This window comes from Candidatus Rhodoblastus alkanivorans, from assembly GCF_022760755.1.
Taxonomy (GTDB): Bacteria; Pseudomonadota; Alphaproteobacteria; order Rhizobiales; family Beijerinckiaceae; genus Rhodoblastus; species Rhodoblastus alkanivorans.
This window is the reverse complement of record NZ_JAIVFP010000001.1, coordinates 1,148,121-1,169,065: the sequence shown is the minus strand read 5'-3', so window position 1 is coordinate 1,169,065 and position 20,945 is coordinate 1,148,121. Positions and strand designations below refer to the sequence as shown.

The window sequence follows — 20,945 nt, the reverse complement described above, 5'->3', positions numbered from 1 at the left end:
GCTTACGGCAGGCTTGTCGGCGGCGCCTTGGCGAGGCGCTCGCCGAGCTCGAGCAGCCTGCGCTTTTCCTCCTCGCGTTCCAGGGCGTCGCCGGCTTCTCTCAGCAATTTCTCGACGCCGCGTCTTTGCGCTGTCCGGCGCAGAACGATTTCCCGTTGCGCATCGGCCTGCGCTTCGAGCGCCGCCGCGCCGCGCTCGGCGGCGGCGACCCGCCGGCAGGCGAGCCCAAGCAGAAGCGCATCCTTGGCCTCCGCGCGATCGAGAAAGCCCAGCATCGCGCGCCGGTCTTCCTGCGCCTGCCGTTTCATTCGTTCGATTTCGGCGAGGCGGGCCTCCTCCAATTCGCGCATCTTGGTTTTCACCGCGAGCAGCCGCTCGAGAGCCTTCTTTCTGTCACGCATCAATTGCCTCGCACCGCCCAGTCCCCGAATGCCGACATGAAGGCCGCAACCATCGCGCCGGAGATGAAATAGAACAGGATCAATCCGCCCGCGACGACGAAGGGGCCGGAGACGAAATAAACGGGAATCTGCGGCGTCAACCGGTTTACGAGGCCAATGGCCAGATTGACCATCACCGCATAGACGATGAACGGACTCGACACCCGCAAGGCCACGACGAAAGCGGTGGAGAGATCGTTCACCACCATATGCATCGCCGCCTCAGGCCGTAGCAGAAATCCCACCGGCATCACCGCGTAAGAGCCGGCAATGCCCCGGATCAGCTCCCAGTGAAGGCCGGAGACGAAGATCAGCGCCGTCGCGGTCGTCGTGATCAGCGTCGCGATCGGCGGCAGGGCCACGGTTTCGTCGATCGGCGCTCCAAGCGGATTGCTCATGCCGATCTGCATCGACGCGGCCATCATCAAGGTCTCAAGCGCCAGAAAGAAAAGCCGCCCAAGCAGGCCGATCATGGCGCCCAGAAACAGCTCTGAAAAAATATCGCCCGCGAGCGCGCCTAGATTGGGAAAGACGATGGAGCCTTTCGCAGTCAAGGCTGGCGTCAAAGACAAGGTCAAAGTCAAGGCGACGAACAATCTGGCCCGCATCGGCACGCGCGCGCTCGAAAATCCGGGCGCCAGCATGAGGCATCCGCCGATCCGGCAGAACAGGACGAGCGCCGTCGCGACCAGATCGGCCGAGAAAAAGGTCACGAAATCGTCCCCAGGGATTGGATCTCGACGCCGCGCGCCAGTTCGAGATGCGACAGAACCGGCAGGGTTGCAAACAGGCGCTCGACCATCATGCGGACATAGGGCCGCGTCTCGGGGGTGGCGATGACGACGAAATGCTCGCCCGCGTCCATATGTTTGCGAATGACCGGCGACGCCTCCTCGCCGAATTCCTCGACGAGCCGCGGATCGATATCGAATTCGACGACGTCGCCTTTGGCGTCGCGCTTGAGCGCCTGATGGAACACGAGATCCCAGCGGTTTCCGAGCCGCAGGATTTTCAGCTCCCCGCCCTGCGCAAGGTCGCCGCAGATCTGTTGCGCCATGCGCAGGCGCACATGTTCGGCGATCTGCTCCGCGCGCCGCGCATGCGGCGCGATCTCGGCGATCGCTTCCAGAATGAGATGCAGATTGCGGATCGAAATCCGCTCGGCGAGCAGCAGTTTAAGCACCGCCTGCAGCCCGGAAAAGGAAATCAGCGACGGACTGATTTCGTCGAGCAGCCTTTTATATTCCGGGCCGAGCCGGTCGAACAAAACCCGCATGTCCTTATAGGACAGAAGTTGCGCGAGATTATTGCGCAGGGTTTCGGAGAGATGCGTCAAGAGCACCGACATATTGTCGATCGGATTGAAGCCGGCGCGTTTCGCCTCCGCGACATAGGCTTCGGAAATGCTGTAGGCCTTCATCCCGAACGCCGGCTCGCGCGTGTCCTCGCCGGGGATGTCGGGCCGCCTGCCGTCGCCGTTGATAATGAGCAATTCCCCGATCCGCACTTCCTGCCGGGCGACAATGGCGCCGTGAATCTTGATCTGATAGGATTTGGGCGGCGCCGACAGACTGTCCGACACTTTGATCTCGGGCACGACGAAGCCATATTGGGTGGCGAATTTCCGCCGCATCCGCGCGACGCGGGTCGAGAGCTCGTTCTGCGACGCCAGCAGCCGCGCCGCGAGCTGCTTGCCCAGCACCAGCTCGATCTCGTGCGTACGCAAGGACTCTTTCACCGAATTCTTCGTTTCGGCGCGCGCCTGCTCTTCGCGGACGCGCTCGCTCGCCTCCTGCGCCGCCCGTTCTTCCGCGAGTCGTCGGGGAATCGTATAGCCGAGGAAGGCCAAAACGCCGCTCAAGGTCGCGAATGGGAAAAACGGCAGCATCGGCATGAGGCCGAGGAAAAACAGCAACGCGCTGGCGACGAACAGGGCGCGCGGATGGCCGCCGAGCTGACCGAACACCGCCTTCTCTGCCGAGCCGCGGGTGCCGCCCTTTGACACCAGAAGGCCCGCCGCGAGCGAAACGATCAGCGCCGGGACCTGCGACACCAGACCGTCGCCAACCGACAATTTGGTATAGACGTCCGCCGCCGCGCCAAGATCGAGTCCATGGCGGGTGACGCCGATCACGATGCCGCCAAAGACATTGACCGCGAGGATGATCAGACCGGCGATCGCATCGCCGCGGACGAATTTCGAGGCCCCGTCCATCGAGCCGAAAAACGAGCTTTCCTCCTCCAGCTCGCGGCGGCGCTGTTGTGCTTCCTTCTCGTTGATCAGGCCCGCCGAAAGATCGGCGTCGATCGCCATCTGCTTGCCGGGAATGGCGTCGAGGGTGAAGCGCGCGCCGACTTCCGCGATGCGGGTCGCGCCCTTGGTGATGACGAGGAAATTGACGGTGATGAGAATGATGAAGACGACGAGGCCGATGACGAAATCGCCCCCCATCACCAGCCTTGCGAAGCCGCCGATGATATAGCCGGCGGCGGTCACGCCCTGGGCGCCATGGGACAGGATCAGGCGCGTCGTCGCGATATTGAGCGACAACCGCAGCATGGTGACAACAAGCAGGATGGTGGGAAAAGCGGAGAATTCGAGCGGCTTTTCGATCCACAAGGCCACCATCAGGATCAGAACGGAAAAGGCGATCGAAATGGCCAATCCGAAATCGATCAGAAAGGCGGGAACCGGCAGGAAAAATATGCAGAGAATTCCGATGACGCCAAAGGCGAAATAGAAATCCCGCCTGCTCTTTTCGCCGGAATTCTCTTGCGTGAGAGTCGCATTGGTCATGATGGGCGCCGCCGTTTCGTCTCGATGGAGATTGGCGGCGCAAGCTTGCGTCAGACTGCCCCTCGGCGTTCAGAAGCCTTTTTCCACCCGCCCGTAAACCTGCTCGGCGAAAGTGTGAATTTGCGCGCCCATGAAGGCGCCCGTCAAGGCCAGGGTGAGGAGGACGGCGATGATCTTGGGAACGAAGGTCAGGGTCGCTTCCTGGATCTGGGTCAGGGCCTGAAACAAGGCGATGGCTATGCCGACGACCATGGCCGCGGCCACCGCCGGACCCGCGGCGACAAGGATCGTCCAGATCGAGGCGTGAAGCAGATCGAGCGCGTCAGCCTCGTTCATGGCGGGATTGCTTTCAGGACGAGGAGTGCGGCGTCAGGAGATCGTTACGCCCGTGCCGAGCGACAAAGTATTGCCGTCCGTCAGCGTCGCTGTCGCACCGGAGGAACTGATCGAGACGGAGGAAATCGTCCCGCTGACCGAGCCGTCCGCCGATGTCGCCGTTTTTCCGATCGCGGCTTCAGCCTGTGAAATATAGGAATTGTTCAACAGTGAAGTCAGCGTCGAATTGGTCTGCACCTGCTGCTCGACCGACGAGAAGGACGCAAGCTGCGAGACCTGCTGCGTCGGGTCCATCGGATTGGTCGGATCCTGGTTCTGCAATTCGGTGACGAGCAGCTGGAGGAATTCGTTGTAATTGATAGTCGCCGCCTGCGCGGCAGTGCTGTTGGCGCTGATGGTGGCGGTCGGGGTCGTCGCGGTGACGGAAGACACGGTCATGGTTTGATCCTTTTCAGGCGGCGGCGTTTGTTTGCGGCGCTCCTGTGAGCAATTCGGCCTCGCGCGGATAAAGCGCCCGAATGGCCTTGAGGGCTTCGAATATGCGGCCCGATTCGGCCAAAGCCTGCGCCTCGCGCAAACCCTCCGCCACGGCGCCGGGGCCAAAAGCCGCGCTGGTGTCCGCCAGCATGGTTTTGAACATCTTTCGCGCAATTGGCGCCGCGTCGCGATCCATCAGCTCCGTTTGCAGCGTGAAATAAAGCTGGCGCAATGGCGTGCTCGCCTCATCCGGCTGGATGACATGCGCCTCGAGCAGAAAGGTCGCGTCGTTGAGCAATTCGATCGTCGCCTTCCGCTCGACCCTGATGACGGCGCCGTTGATGTAAAGCTTCTCGCCGGCCCGCAGTTTCAACAGCATGACCGCCTCACGCCAGTCCGTCGCGAATGATCGCGTTGATCTCGATGAGATCGCCGAAGCTCTGCTTCGCGCCGCTGCGCAGCCGCTCGATCTCTTTCAGAGTCCAGATACCGATGGAAATGAGCTGGACGCGGAGGTCCCTCGGCAGATCATTGCCCTCGCTGCTCAGATCCTCGATGAAGATCGACCACAGGCGGCGCAGAAAAGTAAGTGCGTCGCGCGCTTCGGCGGATTGCGGCCCGGCTTTCTCCGCGGCCTCCAGCATGTCGATGCAGCGCGCCAGAGCGTCGCGCTCGCGCTCGCGCATGTCTTGAGGCGAATCGTCGACAACTTCTGCATAGGTGAACTGGTACATTCGGCAGTCTCGCAGGTTTCAGGCTAAAGAAAATTGACGAGGCTCAGCTTGTGGATCTGCGACGTGAGCGAATAGGCCGTCTGCAATTGGGTCGAGAGATTGCTCACCTGGGTCGCCACATCATAGGCGTTGACCGTCTCGGCCGCGTTGATCTGCGTGGTCAGCACGTTTTGCTGCAGGTTGATCGCGCTGTTCGCCTCGGTCACCTGGTTCTCCATCGTCCCGACCGCCGTGCTAGCCGAGATCAGGCCGTTGTTTGCGCTGTTCATCACCGATTGCGCCGTGCTCATGAGGGTCGAATAAGCGTCGGAGGAAAGGTTGAGCCCGCCGAAGGCGCTGACCATGGTCAGGGCTTCCGCCATGTTCTGGAACGCCGGATCATTGCCGCTGACGGAGGTCGTCACGGTCTGGTTGGCGCCGATGCGGTTGGTCGCGGCCGTGTCGCTGGCGGACGACCAGTCCGACGTCCAATTCGACCCGCTGAACAGAGCGGCGAATTGATTGGTGAGAAAAGTCTGCATCTGCGTCCCGGTGATCGAATTCACATTCGATGACGAGATTGCGAAGCCGAAATAATTCTGAAACGCGGTCTCCACCGCATTTTGCGCCATGCTCGGGGGAGTCTGGGAATAGGCGGCGATCGGCGCGACGCCGCTGTTGATTCCACCAAAGACATAAACCCCGCCGACGTCCGAATTCATCAGCGACGCGAAGGTCTGCAAAGCGCCTGACGCCTGCTGCTGCAAGCCGGCGGCGCCAATGCTGTTCGCCGTTCCCGACGCGCCGTCGACGAAGGCGGACAGCATGGTCGAAGCCGTGCTTTGCAGGCTGGTCAAAGCGTTCGCGGCGCCCCCAAGCTGGGCCGTGACCACGGCGTTGGAATTCGAAATCGCCGTCAAATCGGCCATCTGCTGATGCAGGGCGATATCCTGGCCGGAATCGGCGCCGAGCGTCAGTCCGATGTCGGCAAGTTTGCCGGTCGAATTTTCGATCTCGCTGGTCGTCAACTGCGACTGGATGCGCGAAACCGTATTCTGGAGGATCGAGGAAAGGGTCGCCGAGGACACCGCATTCAGACTCATGTCACGCCACCGCCTGCAAGAGGGCGCCGAACATCGTATTGATGGTCGAAATCAATTTGGCCGACGCCTGATAGGAGTTTTCGAGATCGAGCATTTTCGACATTTGCGTGTCGATATTGACGCCAATGGCGTTGGAGAGTGCTTGCGACGCCTGGGTCTGCAAGGTCGACTGATAGGTCGCCTGGCTGCTTGCGGTTTGATATTCGCCGTCGAGCCAGCTCGCCGAATTGGCGGCGTAATCGCTCAGGCTGGTCGAGGTCGAGAGCCCGCCGGCGGAAGGAAAAGCGGTCGTCGCGCTCAGCGCCGCAATGTCTCCCTGAATCACCGCGCTGTAGCCCGAGGCGCCGGTCGAGTTCTGGACATAGCCCAAACCGTTGATCCCACCGTCGCGGATCAGACCGAGCGAGCCGCCCTGCGATGGATCGACCGCGCTCGAAACCTCGATTTCGCCGGCGAGGCCGGAAACCCGCGACGAGCCGGGAACGCCGGTCGCGCCCGCATAAGTGAACAGACCCGGAGCCTGCGCGCCGGTGGAGCTATTGGTCTCGGCGAAGGCGTTGACGAGGCCGCCGGCGATGGAATCGAGCTGCGCCTGATATTGGGGTGCGACATTGTCGCGCAGGTTTGCATAGCCGGCGAGCGCGCCCGACTGGATCGGCATGACAGCGTTTGCGCCCGTCACCGGAACGCCGTCCACATAGACGGCCGCCCCGGTCGTCGAAGCGGTATAAGTCGTCGTCGGCGTCATGGTCACGCTGCGCGGGGACACGTCGAACAATGTCGCGCCGCTGTCGGTATAGATCGACATCGAGCCGTTCGAGCCGGTTGTCGTCGTGATGCCAATCTGTTGCGAGAGGCTCTGCAAAATCGTGTTGCGCTGGTCGAGCGCGTTGGAAATGTCGGAGCCGGTCGCGGTCCCTTTCACGATCCTATTGTTGACGTCCTGGAACTGGGCGAGCAGCGAATTGACCGTCGAGACGGAATTGACCATGTCCTGGTCCGCCGTCTCGCGCACGCTCGCGACCGTCGCGCTCGCCGAATTGAGGCCGCTAGCGAGACTCTGCGCCGCCGTCAGCACGGCGCTCGCGGCCGAGGCGCTGCCGGGCGAGGACGAATAAGTTTGCAGCGCCGTGGACAGGGACTGCAGCAGCGTGGACGGCGATTGCGCGGCGGTGCTTGAGTCGCTCGTCGTGGTCGCGTCGCTCACCGTCTGCTGCAACTGGGTCACGCCGGTGGAGAGCGCCTGGGCCGAGGCGTTCGCCGATGTGCTCGAAAGCATGGAGTTGAACAAGGTCGCGTTGGCGAGATCGCTGATCGAAGCGATCGTCGCCGCGCCATTCGACCCGGTGACGAGATTGGCGACCTTGGTCGAGACATAGCCGGCCGTGTTCTGCGCATTGGAAATGTTGCGCGAGACGATCGAGGTCAGGCCCGCATTGGTCGCGAGCGAGGTCGTGGCGACATCCCAGGCGTTCGAGAGGCCCATCTTGGCGATCCTCTTTTGCGGCGATCTCTTGTTACGTCAGGTTCATCTGGATCAGTGTGTTCATCAGGTCGGCGCCTGTCTTGAACATTTGCGCATTGGCCTGATAGCCGCGCTGGGCGACGATCATGTTGGTCAGTTCCGTCGCAATATCGACCGTGGATTCCTCGAGCTCGTTCGACTGGATCGTTCCCAGCCCTCCCGTGCCCGCCGTGCCCACCGAAGCCTGACCGGAAAGGATATTCGGCGAATAGACGTTGCCGGATAACGCCTCCAGATTGTCCGGGCTCGCCACCGACGCTAGCGGGATCTTGTAAGCCGAGACGATCGAGCCGTTCGTGAGGTCGTACGACAAGGCGCCGTCCGTGCCGATGGTGACCGAGCTTATCGAGGCGGCTGCGTTGCCGTTGACCGTCGCGGTGGAGACCGCGAACGAGCCGGCGAGCTGGGTCATGCCGGAAAGGTCGAGCGTCATGTTCGCGCCGCTCGGCACAGGAATGGAAAGACTGTTGGCGCTGCCCGACGTCAGATGGCCGTTGCTCGAGTCGAAGCTCAGCGTCGTGGTCGCCAGCGCCGCGGAACTATATGGGAAACCTCCGGTTGAGCTTGCCGCCGAATGGTCGTAGGCCGAGGCTTCCCAGGTTCCCGACGCGGTCTGGGCGAAATAGACGTCGATGGTGTGCGAGGCGCCGAGGTTGTCGTACATGACCATCGATGTCTTCTCGTCATAGGTCGAGGACGAGCTGTTGGCCGAGGGCAGGTCGGCGGCCGCGATGGTCGAATCCGCGGAGGGCAGATTGGCGGTCAGGGTTCCGCTCGTCGTCGGGGTCGCCGACAAAGTGGCGGAATTGACATTGACGATCTGCATGCCGGACAGCGAATTGGCCGCCATGGTCGGCGTTCCGTTGGCGAGGCTGTAGCCATTGAGATAATAGCCCGCCGCATTGACGAGATTGCCGTCCTTGTCGGCGACAAAGGAGCCGGCGCGGGTCAGGAACTGCTGGCCCGCGGCGTTGGAGACCACGAAAAAGCCACTGCCGCTGACGGCGAGATCGGTCGCTGAAGTGGCGCCGGTCAGCGTGCCCTGCTGGGCGATATCGAGGCGCGTGCTGGCGATCACGCCGCCGGCCGCGGTTTGGCCGACGCCGGCCTGGTCGACCATGGTGGAAAATTCCGTGTCTGCCTGCTTGTAGCCCACCGTGCTGGAATTCGAAATGTTCTGGCCGATATTGGTCAGATGGTTCGACTGGGCAGACATGCCCGTCACGCTGGCGTTCATGGCGTCGTAAAGACCCATCGTGCTTCTCCGGGATCGCGTTCAGCGAAAAATGCGCGTGCTGCCTTGCGCGAAGCTGTCGCCGGGCGAAGACGGTCCGGTTAACCTAGAGCTCACGCTTTCCACCTATGGTTGCAAGGGCGCCGGCGGCCGCGTGTTGGCCCTGGGGGAGACGGAAGAATGCGTGTCGTGTTGCTGGCGGCCAATCGGGAGCCGAGAGAATCGATCGCCGCCATCCTTGAAACGCGGGGCCACGACGTCCTGCGTTTCTCCGAGGGCGAGCGCGCGCTGACAAAGCTGCGGGACGACCAGACCACAAACGCCTTCCTCGTCCTCGATCTCCAGAAAGCCGAGCAGGCCGTCGAGCTTTGCTGGGAGGCGCGGCTTCTCGCGAGTTCGGAACGCCCGATCTATATCTGCCTGGTGTCGCGGCCGATGTCGCCGGAAGGCGTGGTCGAGGCCCTCGATTGCGGCGCCGACGACGTGATGCAACTGCCGCTCTGCGCCAACGAGCTGTATGCGCGGCTGCGCTCCGCGGAACGCTTCAACCAGATGCAACTGAAACTGGTGGAACTGGCCACGCGCGACGGCCTGACCGGCCTGCTGAACCGCCCTGCCTTTTTCCACCGCGCCATAAAAATCTGCAAGGAGGGCGGGGCGCCGATCGCGGCGATCATGGCGGACGTCGACCATTTCAAGTCGGTCAACGACCGATTCGGCCATGCCTGGGGCGACAAGGCCCTGAAGAGCGTCGCGGAAAATCTCGCCCGGCGGGCTGACGTCGCCGCCCGTCTCGGCGGCGAGGAATTCGTTCTCTTGCTGCCGGCAAGCAGTCCGGAACACGCCTTGGCGGTGGCGGAAGACCTCCGCCGCGCGATAGCTTCGTGCGAGATCGACGTCGATGGAACGCCATTGCGCCTGAGCTGCAGCTTCGGCGTCGCCGTCGCCCAGCCTGGCGCGGAAATCGACGACCTTCTGCGCCGCGCCGATTGCGCGCTTTACGCCGCCAAGCGCGGCGGGCGCGACCGTGTCGTGGTCCATGACGACGAAAGGCCCTGCTCAGTATCCGCCAGTCTCATCCGCCATGCCGGCGAGCGGCGCGAGAGCCGGCGGCGCGCCGCTGTCTGAGCGCGCCGCCCGAAAAGGCAACGCGTTCTTGGACCTGCTTCGCACGAGCGTTCAGCTCGGCTGGCGCGGACGCAGGCGGATCATCTTGAGCACGTCGCTGCGGATGAATTTTTGCTCGATAACTTCAAGGCCCGCCTCATCGAAATAGTTTTCCGTGGTCGGCGTATAGGTCGCCGCGAAAGCGCCGTTGAGCCATTTCGACATCAGCTTTTGACGAGCCCGCACCAGAGGGCGCGGCGAGAGGCGGTAATCGACGATCCGGATTTCGCCCTCCGCCTTGCAGACCCGGTGCAATTCCTTGAGCGCGGCGAGCTGCTCGTGATCCTCGATACAGGCGAAGACGAAAGTGGCGACGACGCCGTCAAAGCTATCGTCCGGCCAGTCGAGCCGGGTGAGATCGGAGCGGCGCAGATCGACGAGAAGCCCGAGCTTTTCGGCCCGCGTCCGCGCCCGCTCCAGCATGGCGGCGCTGGCGTCGCAGCCGGAAGCTTTCACGCCGTCGGGATAAGCGACGAAATTGCACCCCGTGCCGCAGCCGGCGTCGAGAACGGCGCCGCGCAGGCCCTCGAACATGCGGCGGCGCAAGGCGCGCTTCCAGCCGATCTCATAAGGCGCGTCGAGGAAGTCATAAATCGAGGCGATGCGCTCATAGGTCTTGCGGGCGTTCAGACTCTCGACTTGCATCGATTGAGACATCGGCGTTCCTTTCCTCACCGCCTGCGCGTAACCGCGTCTGCCTATGAAAATCAGGTGACAGGACAATGAAGGTCTGATTGTTTCCGCCCATGACCGAAAGCTTCAATCTTGCCGGCTTCTGCCTCGCCGAAAACGCCGCGCGCCGCGGGGCGAAAACCGCGCTCATCCTCACCGACGGGACGAGTGAAAGGCGCCTGACTTACGAGGCGTTCGACCTCGCCGTGCGCCGCCTCGCGGCGGGCCTGTCGTCGCTCGGCCTGCCGACCGGCGCACGGGTCATGATCCGGCGCGGCAACGATCTTGCCTATGTCCTGAGCTTTTTCGCCCTGATCGCCGCCGGTCTGGTCGCTTTGCCCTCCTCCGCCCAACTCACACAGGACGAAGCCGATTTCCTCGCCGCCGATTCGGGCGCGGCCGCCGCGATCTGTTCGGGCGGCCTTGCCGTGCAAGGGACGCGGATCATCGGCGATGAGGAACTTGCACGCCTCTCCGCCTTCCCGCCGCGCGCCTATGCCGCGACGGCGCCGGACGACCCCGCCTATCTCATCTATACCTCAGGCACGTCCGACCGCCCCAAGGGCGTGCTGCACGCCCAGCGCGTCATTCTCGGCCGCGCGCCCGTGCTCGACCATTGGCTCGGCCTGACCGAATCCGACATCGTCCTGCATGCGGGCGCGATCAACTGGACCTATACGCTCGGCGTCGGCCTGATGGACCCTTTCGCAAGGGGCGCGGCGGCGGTCCTTTACAACGGGCCCGCCGAAGCGAGCGTCTGGCCGACGCTGATCGCGCGCTTTTCCGCGAGCATTTTCGCCGCCGTGCCCGGCGTCTATCGCCAGATGCTGCGCCAGGCCTCCTGCACGCGGGACACTCTGGCGAGTCTGCGCCACGGGGTTGTCGCGGGCGAGGCGCTCAAGCCCGCCCTGCTGGAACAATGGCGCGAAAAGTCGGGCAAGCCGCTCTATGAAGCGCTCGGGATGAGCGAAATCTCGACCTATATTTCAAGCGGCCCGACCGTCCCGACCCGCCCCGGCTCGCCCGGCAAGCCGCAGCCGGGCCGGCGCGTCGCCATATTGCCGCTCGATGGCGGCGAGAGGCAGCTGCCCGCCGGCGAGCGCGGCCTGATCGCGGTCCATCGTTCCGACCCCGGCCTGATGCTCTCCTATTGGCGCCGCCCGGAGGCAGAACGGGAAGTCTTTCGCGGCGCATGGTTCGTCGGCGGCGACGTCGCCGAACTCGACGCCGACGGCTATGTCTGGCTGCATGGCCGCGCCGACGACCTCATGAACGCCCAGGGCTATCGCGTCTCGCCGGCCGAGGTCGAAGCCTCCTTGAGCCACGCGCCGGGGGTGGCCGATGTCGCGGCGGTTGAACGCAAGGTCCGCGAGGATGTCTCGGTGATCTGCGCCTTTGTCGTCCTCGCGCCCGGCGCCGCGCCGGACGAAGCAGTGCTCAGGAACCATTGCGCCGAACATCTCGCCGCCTACAAGAACCCCAAGAAATATGTCTTCGTGAGCGACCTGCCGCGCACGAAAAACGGCAAAATCGCACGGCGGCTTCTGCCCGAGATATGGGCGCCTCCCGCTCAGATCTGAATGAGCGTCTCCGGCAGCGCGCCCATGGCGCGCATTTCGGCGAGCGACAGATTGTCGAGCACGTCCGAAATGGCGTTGCGGGCCTTGACCATCACCAGCCGCACCGTGCAGACGCGCTCGTCGCCGCAATCGTCGCAGGCGCGATAGGCGGTGACGCTGGCGCAGGGAATCGGCGCGAGCGGCCCGTCGAGCACCCGGACGATCTGACCAACCGTGATCTGATTCGCCGAACGCGCCAAAGCATAGCCGCCGCCCTTGCCCTTTTTCGAAAACACCAACCCGGAATTGCGCAATTCGGAGAGAATCTGGTCGAGGAATTTTTTCGGGATCGAATTGGCGTCGGCCATTTCCTGGACCTGCGCAAGCGCGCCCGCTTCGAGCCCGGCGAGATGAACCATCGCCTTGAGCCCATATTTCCCCTTGTTGGTCAGCATTTCTCCCGTTCCCGCCGCCTGACGCCGATTCCCGGCAAAATATCATTTTATCCAGCAAAAACCCATAAAAACGATGGAATAAGACCTTTTATATCGGCGCCGCACAAGGGCCTTTCGCTTTTGTCGCGCATTCGTGCAATAGTCCGGGCCGATGCAGGCCGAATCGCAGCGCAAGTCCAAGCTCCGCCTCTTTGCCGACCGAAAGCTCGCGCTCATGCTGGCGCTGGGCTTTTCCTCCGGCCTGCCCTTCCTGCTGGTGTTCTCCACTCAATCGGCCTGGCTGCGCCAGGCCGGCGTTTCCAGGCAACATATCGGCCTGATGAGCTGGGTCGCCCTGGCCTATTCCTTCAAGTTCCTGTGGGCGCCGCTGCTCGACCGCTATGACGCGCCGCTGCTCGGCCGCTGGCTGGGCCGGCGGCGCGGCTGGATGGCCCTGACCCAGTTTGGCGTCGCCTTTTGCCTCGTGGGCGTCGCTTTTGGCGATCCCGCCCATAATCTGGCGTGGACGATCGCATTTGCCTTCTGTCTCGGCTTTTCCTCCGCGACCCAGGACATCATGATCGACGGCTGGCGCATCGCGATCGCGCCGCCGGAAGAACAGGGCGAAATGTCGGCGGCGAGCCAGATCGGCTATAAATTCGCCATTCTCTGCGCCGGGGCCGGCGCGCTTTACATCGCCAAGTTCGAGAGTTGGCGCGCCGCTTATCTCGCCATGGCCTGCCTGATGGCGGTGGGTCTCGGCGCAAGCCTGCTGGCCCCGGAGCCCGCCGCCCATATTGTCGCGGGGCCCGAGCGCCATATCAACGTGATCGCCGCCTACCGCGATCCGCTCAAGGATTTCTTCCAGCGCAACGGCCGTTTCGCGCTGCTTTTCCTGGCGCTGCTCTCGATCTACCGCCTGCCTGATTTCGTCTCCGGCGTCATGGCCAATCCGCTCTATATCGACCTCGGTTTTTCCCTGGCCGACATCGCCAATGTGACCAAATTATTCGGCTTCTGGGTCGGGCTTGGCGGCATTTTCGCCGGCGGCGTGGCGGTGACGCGTTTCGGCCTGATGCCCTCGCTGCTGATCGGCGGGATCGCCGCCAGCGCCTCCCATCTCGCCCTCGCCGCGCTCGCCGCGCGCGGGGCGGACATAAGAATGCTGACGCTTTCGGTCTGCGTCGAGAATTTCGCCGGCGGTTTTGCCGGCACCGCGCTGATCGCCTTCATGTCGTCGCTGACCTCGCCGCTCTATGCCGCCGCGCAATATGCTCTCCTCTCCTCTCTTTACGCTTTGCCGGGCAAATTGCTCGGCGGCTTTTCCGGTTTCGCGGTCGCCGCCTTCGGCTATCCCGCCTTTTTCATCGCCACCTCCTGTATCGGGATCCCGGTCGCCGCAATCTGCGTCATAGTCTGGCGCATTCAGGCGCGGCAGGAGGCCGCGGCGAGCCAGCCCGAAGCCGCCTGAAGATCAAAAAAGGGAAACGCGCCCCGATGACGATTCTGCTTTCCGAAATCCGGACCGTCGCGACCAAACCTTATCCCGACCAGCGCCCCGGCACCTCCGGCCTCCGCAAGAAGACCAAAATCTTCCAGCAGCCGCATTATCTGGCCAATTTCGTCCAGTCGATCTTTGCCGCGCTGGAAGGTTTCAAGGGCAAGACCCTGGTGGTCGGCGGCGACGGCCGCTTCTTCAACCGCGAGGCGATCCAGATCGTGATCCGCATGGCGGCGGCCAATGGTTTCGGGGAAATCCTGGTCGGGCGCGGCGGCATCCTTTCCACCCCCGCCGCCTCGGCTGTCATCCGCGCGGAACAGGCTTTCGGCGGGATCGTGCTGTCCGCCAGCCACAATCCCGGCGGGCCGGAGGCCGATTTCGGCATCAAATATAATATTTCCAACGGCGGCCCGGCGCCGGAAAAGATCACCGAGGCGATTTTCGCCCATAGCGGGACCATCCAGAGCTATAAAATCATCGAAGCGCCGGACGTGGACCTCGACAGACTCGGCGAAACCCGCGTCGGCGGGGCGATTGTGCGGATCATCGACCCGGTCGCGGTCTATCTCGCGCTGATGGAAAGCCTGTTCGACTTCCCCGCCATCGCGCAAATATTCAAAGACGGATTTACACTGAAATTCGACGCCATGAGCGCGGTCACCGGACCCTATGCCAAGGCGATTTTCGAAGACGCGCTCGGCGCGGCAAAGGGCAGCGTGATCAATGGCGAGCCCCTGCCCGATTTCGGCGGCCACCACCCCGACCCCAATCTGGTCCACGCCAGACATCTTCTCGACCTTGCCATGTCGGACGCCGCGCCCGATCTCTGTGCGGCTTCGGACGGCGACGGCGACCGCAACCTGATCATCGGGCGCGGCCAGTTCGTCACCCCCTCGGATTCGCTCGCCATCATCGCCGCCAACGCCCATCTCGCTCCCGGCTACAGGTCCGGCATCGCCGGCGTCGCGCGCTCCATGCCGACCAGCCGCGCCGCCGACCGGGTCGCGGAAAAGCTCAAGATCGGCATGTATGAGACGCCCACGGGCTGGAAATTCTTCGGCAATCTGCTCGACGCCGGAAGGGTGACGATCTGCGGCGAGGAAAGCGCGGGCGCCGGCTCCAATCATGTCCGCGAGAAGGACGGGTTGTGGGCGGTGCTGATGTGGCTGAACATCCTCGCCGCGCGAAAGACAGGCGTAAAGGAGATCGTGCGCGCCCATTGGGCCGAATTCGGCCGGCATTATTATTCCCGCCACGATTATGAGGAAGTGGCGAGCGAAGGCGCCGAGGCCCTGATCGCCAATTTGCGCGCGAAACTTCCCGGCTTGCCCGGCCAGGGCTTTGGGGCGCTGAAGGTCGAGGCGGCGGACGATTTCGCCTATACGGACCCGGTGGACGCCTCAGTCTCGGAAAAGCAGGGAATCCGCGTGCTCTTCACTGAGGGCTCGCGCATCGTCTATCGCCTGTCTGGCACCGGCACCGCCGGCGCGACCTTGCGCGTCTATATCGAGCGTTACGAGCCCGACCCGGCCAAGCATGAACTGGAAACGCAGGAAGCTTTGGCCGATCTGATCGCCTGCGCCGAGAAGATCGCCGAAATCAGCCGCTACACTGGCCGCGACAAGCCGAGCGTGATCACCTGACCCTCGCGTAAACCGTCGCGACAGGATCGCGATAGACCAGACGCCAATCGGGCGAGGCGGCAAGCGTCCGGTTGGCGGGCATGACGCTCGGCAAAAGAGTCCAGCCGATCTTCGGGTCGGCCAGCAAAGCCGCGAGCTTGTCCGGCATGCGGCCGCCAATCGCCATCGACAGGTCGTAATGCATCATGCCGTACATTTCGGCGCGGCCATCGACGTAGGTCGGCACATACCGGCTGATGAGATAGCCGCCGAAATGATCGTCGTTCAGCACATTGCCCTTGACGCCGGCCGCGCGAGCGGCGGCGAGCGCCGCGCGCGGCGCGGTTGCCTCGGGCAGCGTCAGTGGAAAATTCTTCAGCGCCATGCCGCCCGTGACGATCGCCGTCGCCACCACCGTGAAAGCCGCCAGCGAACGTTTTTCGCGCGGCAGGCGAACGACGCCCCTGAGCGCCGCGACCGGCGCGCCGAGCAGAAGCGCGATGATCATCAGGCCGAGCGTCTCCTGCCGGACATGGGCGAGCATCGAATGGAGCAGGGCGAGCAGCAAGGCGAGGCGAGGCGCCGGCAGGCGCAGGCCGGTCAGGAGCGCGGCGCCCAGGCCAAGCAGCAGGATTAATTCGAAATGGCCGAAACCCGCGAAATTCTGCGGCCGCCATTCCGCAATGAGCGACATGGCCGGACCGAGGGTCAGAACCTCGCGCGCCGCGATGAGCACGCCCCAGCCATAGGGATGGATCAGCGCGGCGCCGACACAAAGGGCGGCGAAGACCAGCCAGCGCAGGGCGAGAGGCCCGCGCGGCGCCGTGGTCCTCGCGAGCGATTCCCAGGCGAAGAAGGGCAGGATAATGAAGCCGAGCAGGAAGGAGCCGTGCAGATTGGCCCAGAGCGTGATCAGAAGCGCCGAGCGCAATCGCGGCGCCCGGCCCTCCTCGGCCGCATCCAGCAATTGCGACGCGAACAGGACCATAACCGGCCAGGCGAGCACATGGGGCCGGACCAGCAAATGGAAATTGCCGGCCATGGCGATGACCAGAACCGAGGCAAGGGCGAAAGCCGCACCCGCCCGGCGCTCGACGGCGGCGAACACCATTGCGTAAGCCGCGCTCGCGGCCGCAAGCGCGAGAAGAGCCGCCCCGGTCCAGCCCGCGAGATTGAAAGCGAGGGCGTAAAGGACCTGCGACAACCATTCCTTGGCGATCCACGGATGGCCGGTCATCGACCAGGAATAGGCGTCGACAGTCGGAAAATGGCCGGTCGCGAGGATCTCCTGCCCGGTGCGGATATGCCAGAACATGTCGCCGTCGGCGAGAAGGCTCGGCGCCGTAGGCAAAAGCAGGGCGAAACAGCCAAGGGCCGCCAGCGCCGCGAGCGGCCAGTCCGCCGCCGGCGCCTTGGCCAAAGGCGGCAGGATCAGACGGCGCGGCAGCGCGGAGTCGCGCGATCGCGCTTGAGAGTGATTTACGAGCGCCGAATCCGTCATTTCGCCATTTCCGAAAACGCCGAACCAGCCTGGATCGAAAAGGTTGACCGAGTTTTCGGCGCCGCTAACCAACAGCAAAATTGTTAACGAATCGGCCTTGCCTTTATACTCATTATGAGTATATGTAGGAAGTGTGAAAGGGAACCGTCTTGGGGAAAAACCCCGCCGCCCTTCGTTCCGGTCAAGTTATGCTCATATTGAGCATAATAATGGTGAGCGTCATGCAGGTTGTCACTTCTTCTCAAGTTCTCGGGGCGGCCCCGGTTCAGCCGAGCCCCGCCGCCCTGCGCCATGGCGTCGTCCCCATGCCCAATCTGGCGTGGACGCCGGAAGTCGCCCGCGAGACCGCCCCGCTTTACGAAAAGGTCAAGTCGATCATCCCGCCGATCGAATGGCCGTTCCACGCGCCCTATGTCAAGGCGATCAACGACCTCAAGAAGCAGCGCAACGCCGTCATCCTGGCGCATAATTACCAGACGCCGGAAATCTATAATTGCGTCGCCGACGTCGTCGGGGATTCGCTCCAGCTCGCGCGGATCGCCGGCCAGTCCGACGCCGATGTCATCGTGCAGGGCGGCGTCCATTTCATGGCGGAAACATCCAAGATTCTCAGCCCCGACAAGACCGTGCTGATCCCGGATTCCCGCGCCGGCTGCTCGCTCGCCTCCTCGATCACGGGAGCGGACGTGCGGGCGCTGCGCCGCAAATATCCCGGCGTTCCGATTGTCGCCTATGTCAACACCTCGGCCGAGGTCAAGGCGGAGGTGGACATCTGCTGCACCTCGTCCAATGCGTTGAAAGTGGTCGAAAGCCTTGGCGCGGATACGGTGATCATGGTTCCCGATCGCTTCCTGGCCGCCAATATCGCGCGCCAGACCAAAGTGAAAATCATCGCCTGGCACGGCGCCTGCGAGGTGCACGAGCGCTTCACGGCCGAGGAATTGCTGCGCTATCGCGAGGACGACCCGTCGATCAAGCTGGTCGCCCATCCCGAATGCCCGCCGGAAGTGGTGGACGTCTGCGATTTCTCCGGCTCAACCGCCGCCATGATCGACTATGTCAAGACGCGCCAGCCCAAGCGCGTGCTGCTCGTCACCGAATGTTCCATGGCCGATAATGTAGCGGCGGAAAATCCGGGCGTCGATTTCGTGCGCCCGTGCAATCTCTGCCCGCATATGAAGCGGATCACGCTGCCGAAAATCCTCGACAGCCTGGTCTATATGCGCGAGGAGGTCGTCGTCGACCCGATCCTCGCCGCGCGCGCCCGCCGCTCTGTCGAGCGGATGATCGAACTGAAGTGACCGGACCTATTCCCTCTGCGCGCATAGCGCGTCGAAAGACGCCGCCTTATGCCGGGAGAGGGGGGGAGCGCCCGAAATGCGAGAACCTGACATCCTCATCGTCGGCGGCGGATTGGCCGGCCTGTTCTGCGCGCTGAAGCTCGCGCCCCTGCCGGTCGCCGTGCTCACCGCCGCTCCGATCGGCGAAGGCGCGTCTTCGGTCTGGGCCCAGGGCGGCGTCGCGGCGGCTGTGAGCGAGGGCGACAGCCCCGAACTCCACGCCAGGGACACGGCCAATGCCGGCGCCGGCATTGTCGATAACGAGGTCGCGCTTTCGGTCGCGCGCGAGGCCCGGGCGCGAGTCGAGGATTTGCTGCGTTTCGGCGCGCCTTTCGACCGCGACGCCGCCGGGCGCCTCGCGCCCTCGCAGGAGGCCGCCCATTCGGCTCGCCGCATCGTGCGGGTCAAGGGCGACGGCGCCGGCGCCGCCATCATGCAGGCCCTGATCGCCGCCGTACGGCGGACTCCGTCGATCACGGTGCATGAAAATTTCGTCGCCGAGGACCTGATCGTCCAGAACGGCCGGATCGCCGGCGCATTCGCGCGCGACGCGGCAGGCGTTCTGCGCGCCTTTCCCGCGCGTGCGACCGTGCTCGCCAGCGGCGGCGTCGGCGGGCTTTACGCCGTCACCACCAATCCCGCCCAGGCGTCCGGCGCGGCGCTCGCTTTCGCGGCGCGGGCGGGCGCGCGCATCGCCGACGCCGAATTCGTCCAATTTCATCCGACCGCCATCGACATCGGCCGCGACCCCGCACCCCTGGCGACCGAGGCCCTGCGCGGCGAAGGCGCCGTTCTGGTCGATCGGACGGGGCGGCGCTTCATGCCCGCCCTGCATCGGGACGCCGAACTCGCCCCCCGCGACATTGTCGCGCGCGGCGTCTTCGCCGAGATCGCCGCCGGCCGCGGGGCTTTTCTCGACGCAACCGAAGCGGTCGGAACGAATTTCGCGGAAAAATTCCCCAATGTCGCGGCGTCCTGCCTGGCGGCCGGAATCGACCCTTCCTTACAACCGATCCCCGTCGCCCCGGCCGCGCATTACCACATGGGCGGACTGTGGACCGATGGGCGCGGCCGGACTTCGCTCCCCGGCCTGTGGGCGGCGGGCGAGGCCGCCTCGACCGGCCTCCACGGCGCCAATCGTCTCGCCTCCAATTCGCTGCTCGAGGCCGTCGTCTTCGGCGATCGCGTCGCCCGCGACATCGCCGCCGCCTTGCCCGCCCTGCCCGCGCTCAAATCCGCGCACGCGCCCGGCCAGCCCGAGCGGCGCGACCCCGAAGGCGCGGCGGAAATTCGCCGGATCATGTCGCGCCATGTGGGGGTGCTGCGCGACGAGGCCGGCCTGCGCGAGGCCCTGCGCGCTCTGTGCCGCCTGCGCGGCCGGGCGCTCGCCGAGGGCTCCATGGACCTGCGCAACCGCGCCGAGGCCGCGCTGCTGATCGCCGCCAGCGCTTTTCTGCGGCGAGAAAGCCGCGGCGGCCATTTCCGCACGGATTATCCCGCGTCCGATCCGGCGCAGGCCCGCCGCTCCTTCATCACACTGGACGAGGCCCTGCGCGCCGCGCATGGCGTCGTCGCTTCCGAGGCCGCATGAATCTTCCCATACTCAGCCCCCATCTGGTCGAGGCGGCCGTGCGCGACGCCTTGGCCGAAGATCTCGGCCGCGCCGGCGACATCACCTCGCAGGCCGTCATTCCCGCCGCGGCCCAGGCCCGGGCCGTGATCGCCGCGCGCAAAAGGCCGGGCGTCCTCGCCGGACTCGATCTCGCGCGCAAGGCCTTCGAGCTGGTCGATCCCGCCATAAGCTTCGAGCCGGCCGCGCGCGACGGCGAGTCCTTCGCGCCCGGCGCGATCCTTGCCCGGATCGAGGGCCCGGCGCGCGGCGTTCTCGCCGGCGAGCGCGTCGCGCTCAACTTTCTCGGCCGGCTGTGCGGCGTCGCCACCTTGACGTCGCAATACGCCGCCGCGATCGCCCACACCAAGACGAAGGTCTGCTGCACCCGCAAGACGACGCCTGGCCTGCGCGCTTTCGAGAAATATGCGGTGCGCTGCGGTGGCGGCGTCAATCACCGCTTCGGCCTCGACGACGCCGTGCTGATCAAGGACAATCATATCGCCGTCGCCGGCGGCGTCGTCCCGGCGTTGCGCGCGGCGAAAGCCTTTGTCGGCCATCTGGTCAAGATCGAGATCGAGGTCGATTCGCTCGACCAGTTGCGCGAGGTTCTGGCCGAGGGCGCCGACGCGGTGCTGCTCGACAATATGGCCCCGGCGCAATTGCGCGAGGCGGTGGCGATGATCGGCGGCCGGATGACCTCCGAAGCCTCGGGCGGAATCCATCTCGACGGCCTGAAGGAAATCGCCGAAACCGGCGTCGACCTGATTTCCTCCGGCGCGCTCACCCATTCCGCGCCCGTGCTCGACCTTGGCCTCGATATTGAAATCAATTGACCTGTTCTTGCCCTGCGAGCGTAAAAAGGCCATCTTCTTCACGACGATCATCGCAAAGCGCGCGACTCGCTGCGCGTCA

Annotated in this window: 20 protein-coding genes; 7 read left to right on the top strand and 13 right to left on the bottom strand. The window is 64.3% G+C overall.

Annotated elements, in window-relative coordinates; genetic code table 11:
* Positions 1-2 precede the first annotated feature (2 nt).
* From K2U94_RS05310 to K2U94_RS05265, 10 genes are all read right to left on the bottom strand, one after another.
* On the bottom strand, positions 3-401 hold the full coding sequence (locus K2U94_RS05310) for a hypothetical protein (RefSeq protein WP_243066217.1): 399 nt from the start codon (positions 399-401) through the stop codon (positions 3-5).
* On the bottom strand, positions 401-1,153 hold the full coding sequence (locus tag K2U94_RS05305; protein WP_243066216.1) for a flagellar biosynthetic protein FliR: 753 nt from the start codon (positions 1,151-1,153) through the stop codon (positions 401-403). The genes K2U94_RS05310 and K2U94_RS05305 overlap by 1 nt, the downstream gene beginning before the upstream one ends.
* Complete coding sequence (gene flhA / locus K2U94_RS05300) at positions 1,150-3,237, bottom strand: flagellar biosynthesis protein FlhA (protein ID WP_243066215.1); 2,088 nt, start codon at positions 3,235-3,237, stop codon at positions 1,150-1,152. The genes K2U94_RS05305 and flhA overlap by 4 nt, the downstream gene beginning before the upstream one ends.
* Positions 3,238-3,306: 69 nt before the next feature.
* Entirely contained in the window at positions 3,307-3,573 is a 267-nt protein-coding gene (fliQ, locus tag K2U94_RS05295) for a flagellar biosynthesis protein FliQ (protein WP_243066214.1), read from the bottom strand.
* Between the two features lie 33 nt (positions 3,574-3,606).
* The gene (flgD, locus tag K2U94_RS05290) at positions 3,607-4,011 is read right to left on the bottom strand and encodes a flagellar hook assembly protein FlgD (protein ID WP_243066213.1); all 405 of its coding nucleotides are present in this window, start codon (positions 4,009-4,011) and stop codon (positions 3,607-3,609) included.
* 13 nt (positions 4,012-4,024) lie between these two features.
* Positions 4,025-4,429, bottom strand: coding sequence for a flagellar biosynthesis repressor FlbT (gene flbT, locus K2U94_RS05285; RefSeq protein ID WP_243066212.1), 405 nt, complete (start codon positions 4,427-4,429; stop codon positions 4,025-4,027).
* 7 nt (positions 4,430-4,436) lie between these two features.
* Complete coding sequence (gene flaF / locus K2U94_RS05280; protein ID WP_243066211.1) at positions 4,437-4,784, bottom strand: flagellar biosynthesis regulator FlaF; 348 nt, start codon at positions 4,782-4,784, stop codon at positions 4,437-4,439.
* A 23-nt stretch (positions 4,785-4,807) separates the two neighbouring features.
* Positions 4,808-5,866, bottom strand: coding sequence for a flagellar hook-associated family protein (locus K2U94_RS05275; RefSeq protein WP_243066210.1), 1,059 nt, complete (start codon positions 5,864-5,866; stop codon positions 4,808-4,810).
* Position 5,867: 1 nt separating this feature from the next.
* Complete coding sequence (flgK, locus tag K2U94_RS05270; protein WP_243066209.1) at positions 5,868-7,352, bottom strand: flagellar hook-associated protein FlgK; 1,485 nt, start codon at positions 7,350-7,352, stop codon at positions 5,868-5,870.
* A gap of 31 nt (positions 7,353-7,383) precedes the next feature.
* Positions 7,384-8,646: a flagellar hook protein FlgE gene (locus K2U94_RS05265; protein ID WP_243066208.1), complete on the bottom strand. Its 1,263-nt coding sequence runs from the start codon at positions 8,644-8,646 to the stop codon at positions 7,384-7,386.
* 159 nt (positions 8,647-8,805) lie between these two features.
* On the opposite strand from K2U94_RS05265, the gene K2U94_RS05260 reads away from it, so the two are divergent.
* Positions 8,806-9,753, top strand: a complete 948-nt coding sequence (locus tag K2U94_RS05260) for a GGDEF domain-containing response regulator (RefSeq protein ID WP_243066207.1) — start codon at positions 8,806-8,808, stop codon at positions 9,751-9,753.
* Positions 9,754-9,804: 51 nt separating this feature from the next.
* On the opposite strand, the gene K2U94_RS05255 is transcribed toward K2U94_RS05260, so the two are convergent.
* Positions 9,805-10,449, bottom strand: coding sequence for a class I SAM-dependent methyltransferase (locus K2U94_RS05255; protein WP_243066206.1), 645 nt, complete (start codon positions 10,447-10,449; stop codon positions 9,805-9,807).
* Between the two features lie 89 nt (positions 10,450-10,538).
* Here K2U94_RS05255 and K2U94_RS05250 point away from each other — a divergent pair, with 89 nt between their 5' ends.
* Positions 10,539-12,044 (top strand): class I adenylate-forming enzyme family protein, encoded by a 1,506-nt coding sequence (locus K2U94_RS05250; protein ID WP_243066205.1) that lies wholly within the window; start codon positions 10,539-10,541, stop codon positions 12,042-12,044.
* Here the strand turns inward: K2U94_RS05250 and K2U94_RS05245 are convergent.
* Positions 12,035-12,478: an RrF2 family transcriptional regulator gene (locus tag K2U94_RS05245; RefSeq protein WP_243066204.1), complete on the bottom strand. Its 444-nt coding sequence runs from the start codon at positions 12,476-12,478 to the stop codon at positions 12,035-12,037. The genes K2U94_RS05250 and K2U94_RS05245 overlap by 10 nt on opposite strands.
* Positions 12,479-12,629: 151 nt before the next feature.
* On the opposite strand from K2U94_RS05245, the gene K2U94_RS05240 reads away from it, so the two are divergent.
* Together K2U94_RS05240 and K2U94_RS05235 are read left to right on the top strand one after the other, a co-directional pair.
* Entirely contained in the window at positions 12,630-13,928 is a 1,299-nt protein-coding gene (locus K2U94_RS05240) for an AmpG family muropeptide MFS transporter (protein ID WP_243066203.1), read from the top strand.
* A gap of 26 nt (positions 13,929-13,954) precedes the next feature.
* On the top strand, positions 13,955-15,601 hold the full coding sequence (locus tag K2U94_RS05235) for an alpha-D-glucose phosphate-specific phosphoglucomutase (RefSeq protein ID WP_243066202.1): 1,647 nt from the start codon (positions 13,955-13,957) through the stop codon (positions 15,599-15,601).
* Here the strand turns inward: K2U94_RS05235 and K2U94_RS05230 are convergent.
* Positions 15,594-17,081, bottom strand: coding sequence for a hypothetical protein (locus K2U94_RS05230; protein WP_243066201.1), 1,488 nt, complete (start codon positions 17,079-17,081; stop codon positions 15,594-15,596). The two genes, K2U94_RS05235 and K2U94_RS05230, sit on opposite strands and share 8 nt — an antisense overlap.
* Before the next feature lie 221 nt (positions 17,082-17,302).
* Between K2U94_RS05230 and nadA the strand changes: the two genes are divergently transcribed.
* The 3 genes from nadA (at position 17,303) to nadC (ending at position 20,866) form a co-directional block, all read left to right on the top strand.
* Complete coding sequence (gene nadA, locus K2U94_RS05225; RefSeq protein WP_243066200.1) at positions 17,303-18,382, top strand: quinolinate synthase NadA; 1,080 nt, start codon at positions 17,303-17,305, stop codon at positions 18,380-18,382.
* Between the two features lie 76 nt (positions 18,383-18,458).
* Positions 18,459-20,012: an L-aspartate oxidase gene (locus K2U94_RS05220; RefSeq protein ID WP_243066199.1), complete on the top strand. Its 1,554-nt coding sequence runs from the start codon at positions 18,459-18,461 to the stop codon at positions 20,010-20,012.
* On the top strand, positions 20,009-20,866 hold the full coding sequence (gene nadC, locus K2U94_RS05215; RefSeq protein WP_243066198.1) for a carboxylating nicotinate-nucleotide diphosphorylase: 858 nt from the start codon (positions 20,009-20,011) through the stop codon (positions 20,864-20,866). The genes K2U94_RS05220 and nadC overlap by 4 nt, the downstream gene beginning before the upstream one ends.
* Positions 20,867-20,945 lie beyond the last annotated feature (79 nt).

What these genes read in the sequence shown, in the direction of transcription:
- K2U94_RS05310 (WP_243066217.1), bottom strand. Translation starts at nt 401, where the DNA reads ATGCGTGACAGAAAGAAGGCTCTCGAGCGGCTGCTCGCGGTGAAAACC.
- flhA (WP_243066215.1), bottom strand. Translation starts at nt 3,237, where the DNA reads ATGACCAATGCGACTCTCACGCAAGAGAATTCCGGCGAAAAGAGCAGG.
- fliQ (WP_243066214.1), bottom strand. Translation starts at nt 3,573, where the DNA reads ATGAACGAGGCTGACGCGCTCGATCTGCTTCACGCCTCGATCTGGACG.
- flgD (WP_243066213.1), bottom strand. Translation starts at nt 4,011, where the DNA reads ATGACCGTGTCTTCCGTCACCGCGACGACCCCGACCGCCACCATCAGC.
- flbT (WP_243066212.1), bottom strand. Translation starts at nt 4,429, where the DNA reads ATGCTGTTGAAACTGCGGGCCGGCGAGAAGCTTTACATCAACGGCGCC.
- flaF (WP_243066211.1), bottom strand. Translation starts at nt 4,784, where the DNA reads ATGTACCAGTTCACCTATGCAGAAGTTGTCGACGATTCGCCTCAAGAC.
- K2U94_RS05275 (WP_243066210.1), bottom strand. Translation starts at nt 5,866, where the DNA reads ATGAGTCTGAATGCGGTGTCCTCGGCGACCCTTTCCTCGATCCTCCAG.
- flgK (WP_243066209.1), bottom strand. Translation starts at nt 7,352, where the DNA reads ATGGGCCTCTCGAACGCCTGGGATGTCGCCACGACCTCGCTCGCGACC.
- K2U94_RS05265 (WP_243066208.1), bottom strand. Translation starts at nt 8,646, where the DNA reads ATGGGTCTTTACGACGCCATGAACGCCAGCGTGACGGGCATGTCTGCC.
- K2U94_RS05260 (WP_243066207.1), top strand. Translation starts at nt 8,806, where the DNA reads ATGCGTGTCGTGTTGCTGGCGGCCAATCGGGAGCCGAGAGAATCGATC.
- K2U94_RS05255 (WP_243066206.1), bottom strand. Translation starts at nt 10,449, where the DNA reads ATGTCTCAATCGATGCAAGTCGAGAGTCTGAACGCCCGCAAGACCTAT.
- K2U94_RS05250 (WP_243066205.1), top strand. Translation starts at nt 10,539, where the DNA reads ATGACCGAAAGCTTCAATCTTGCCGGCTTCTGCCTCGCCGAAAACGCC.
- K2U94_RS05245 (WP_243066204.1), bottom strand. Translation starts at nt 12,478, where the DNA reads ATGCTGACCAACAAGGGGAAATATGGGCTCAAGGCGATGGTTCATCTC.
- K2U94_RS05240 (WP_243066203.1), top strand. Translation starts at nt 12,630, where the DNA reads ATGCAGGCCGAATCGCAGCGCAAGTCCAAGCTCCGCCTCTTTGCCGAC.
- K2U94_RS05235 (WP_243066202.1), top strand. Translation starts at nt 13,955, where the DNA reads ATGACGATTCTGCTTTCCGAAATCCGGACCGTCGCGACCAAACCTTAT.
- K2U94_RS05230 (WP_243066201.1), bottom strand. Translation starts at nt 17,081, where the DNA reads ATGACGGATTCGGCGCTCGTAAATCACTCTCAAGCGCGATCGCGCGAC.
- nadA (WP_243066200.1), top strand. Translation starts at nt 17,303, where the DNA reads ATGCAGGTTGTCACTTCTTCTCAAGTTCTCGGGGCGGCCCCGGTTCAG.
- K2U94_RS05220 (WP_243066199.1), top strand. Translation starts at nt 18,459, where the DNA reads ATGCGAGAACCTGACATCCTCATCGTCGGCGGCGGATTGGCCGGCCTG.
- nadC (WP_243066198.1), top strand. Translation starts at nt 20,009, where the DNA reads ATGAATCTTCCCATACTCAGCCCCCATCTGGTCGAGGCGGCCGTGCGC.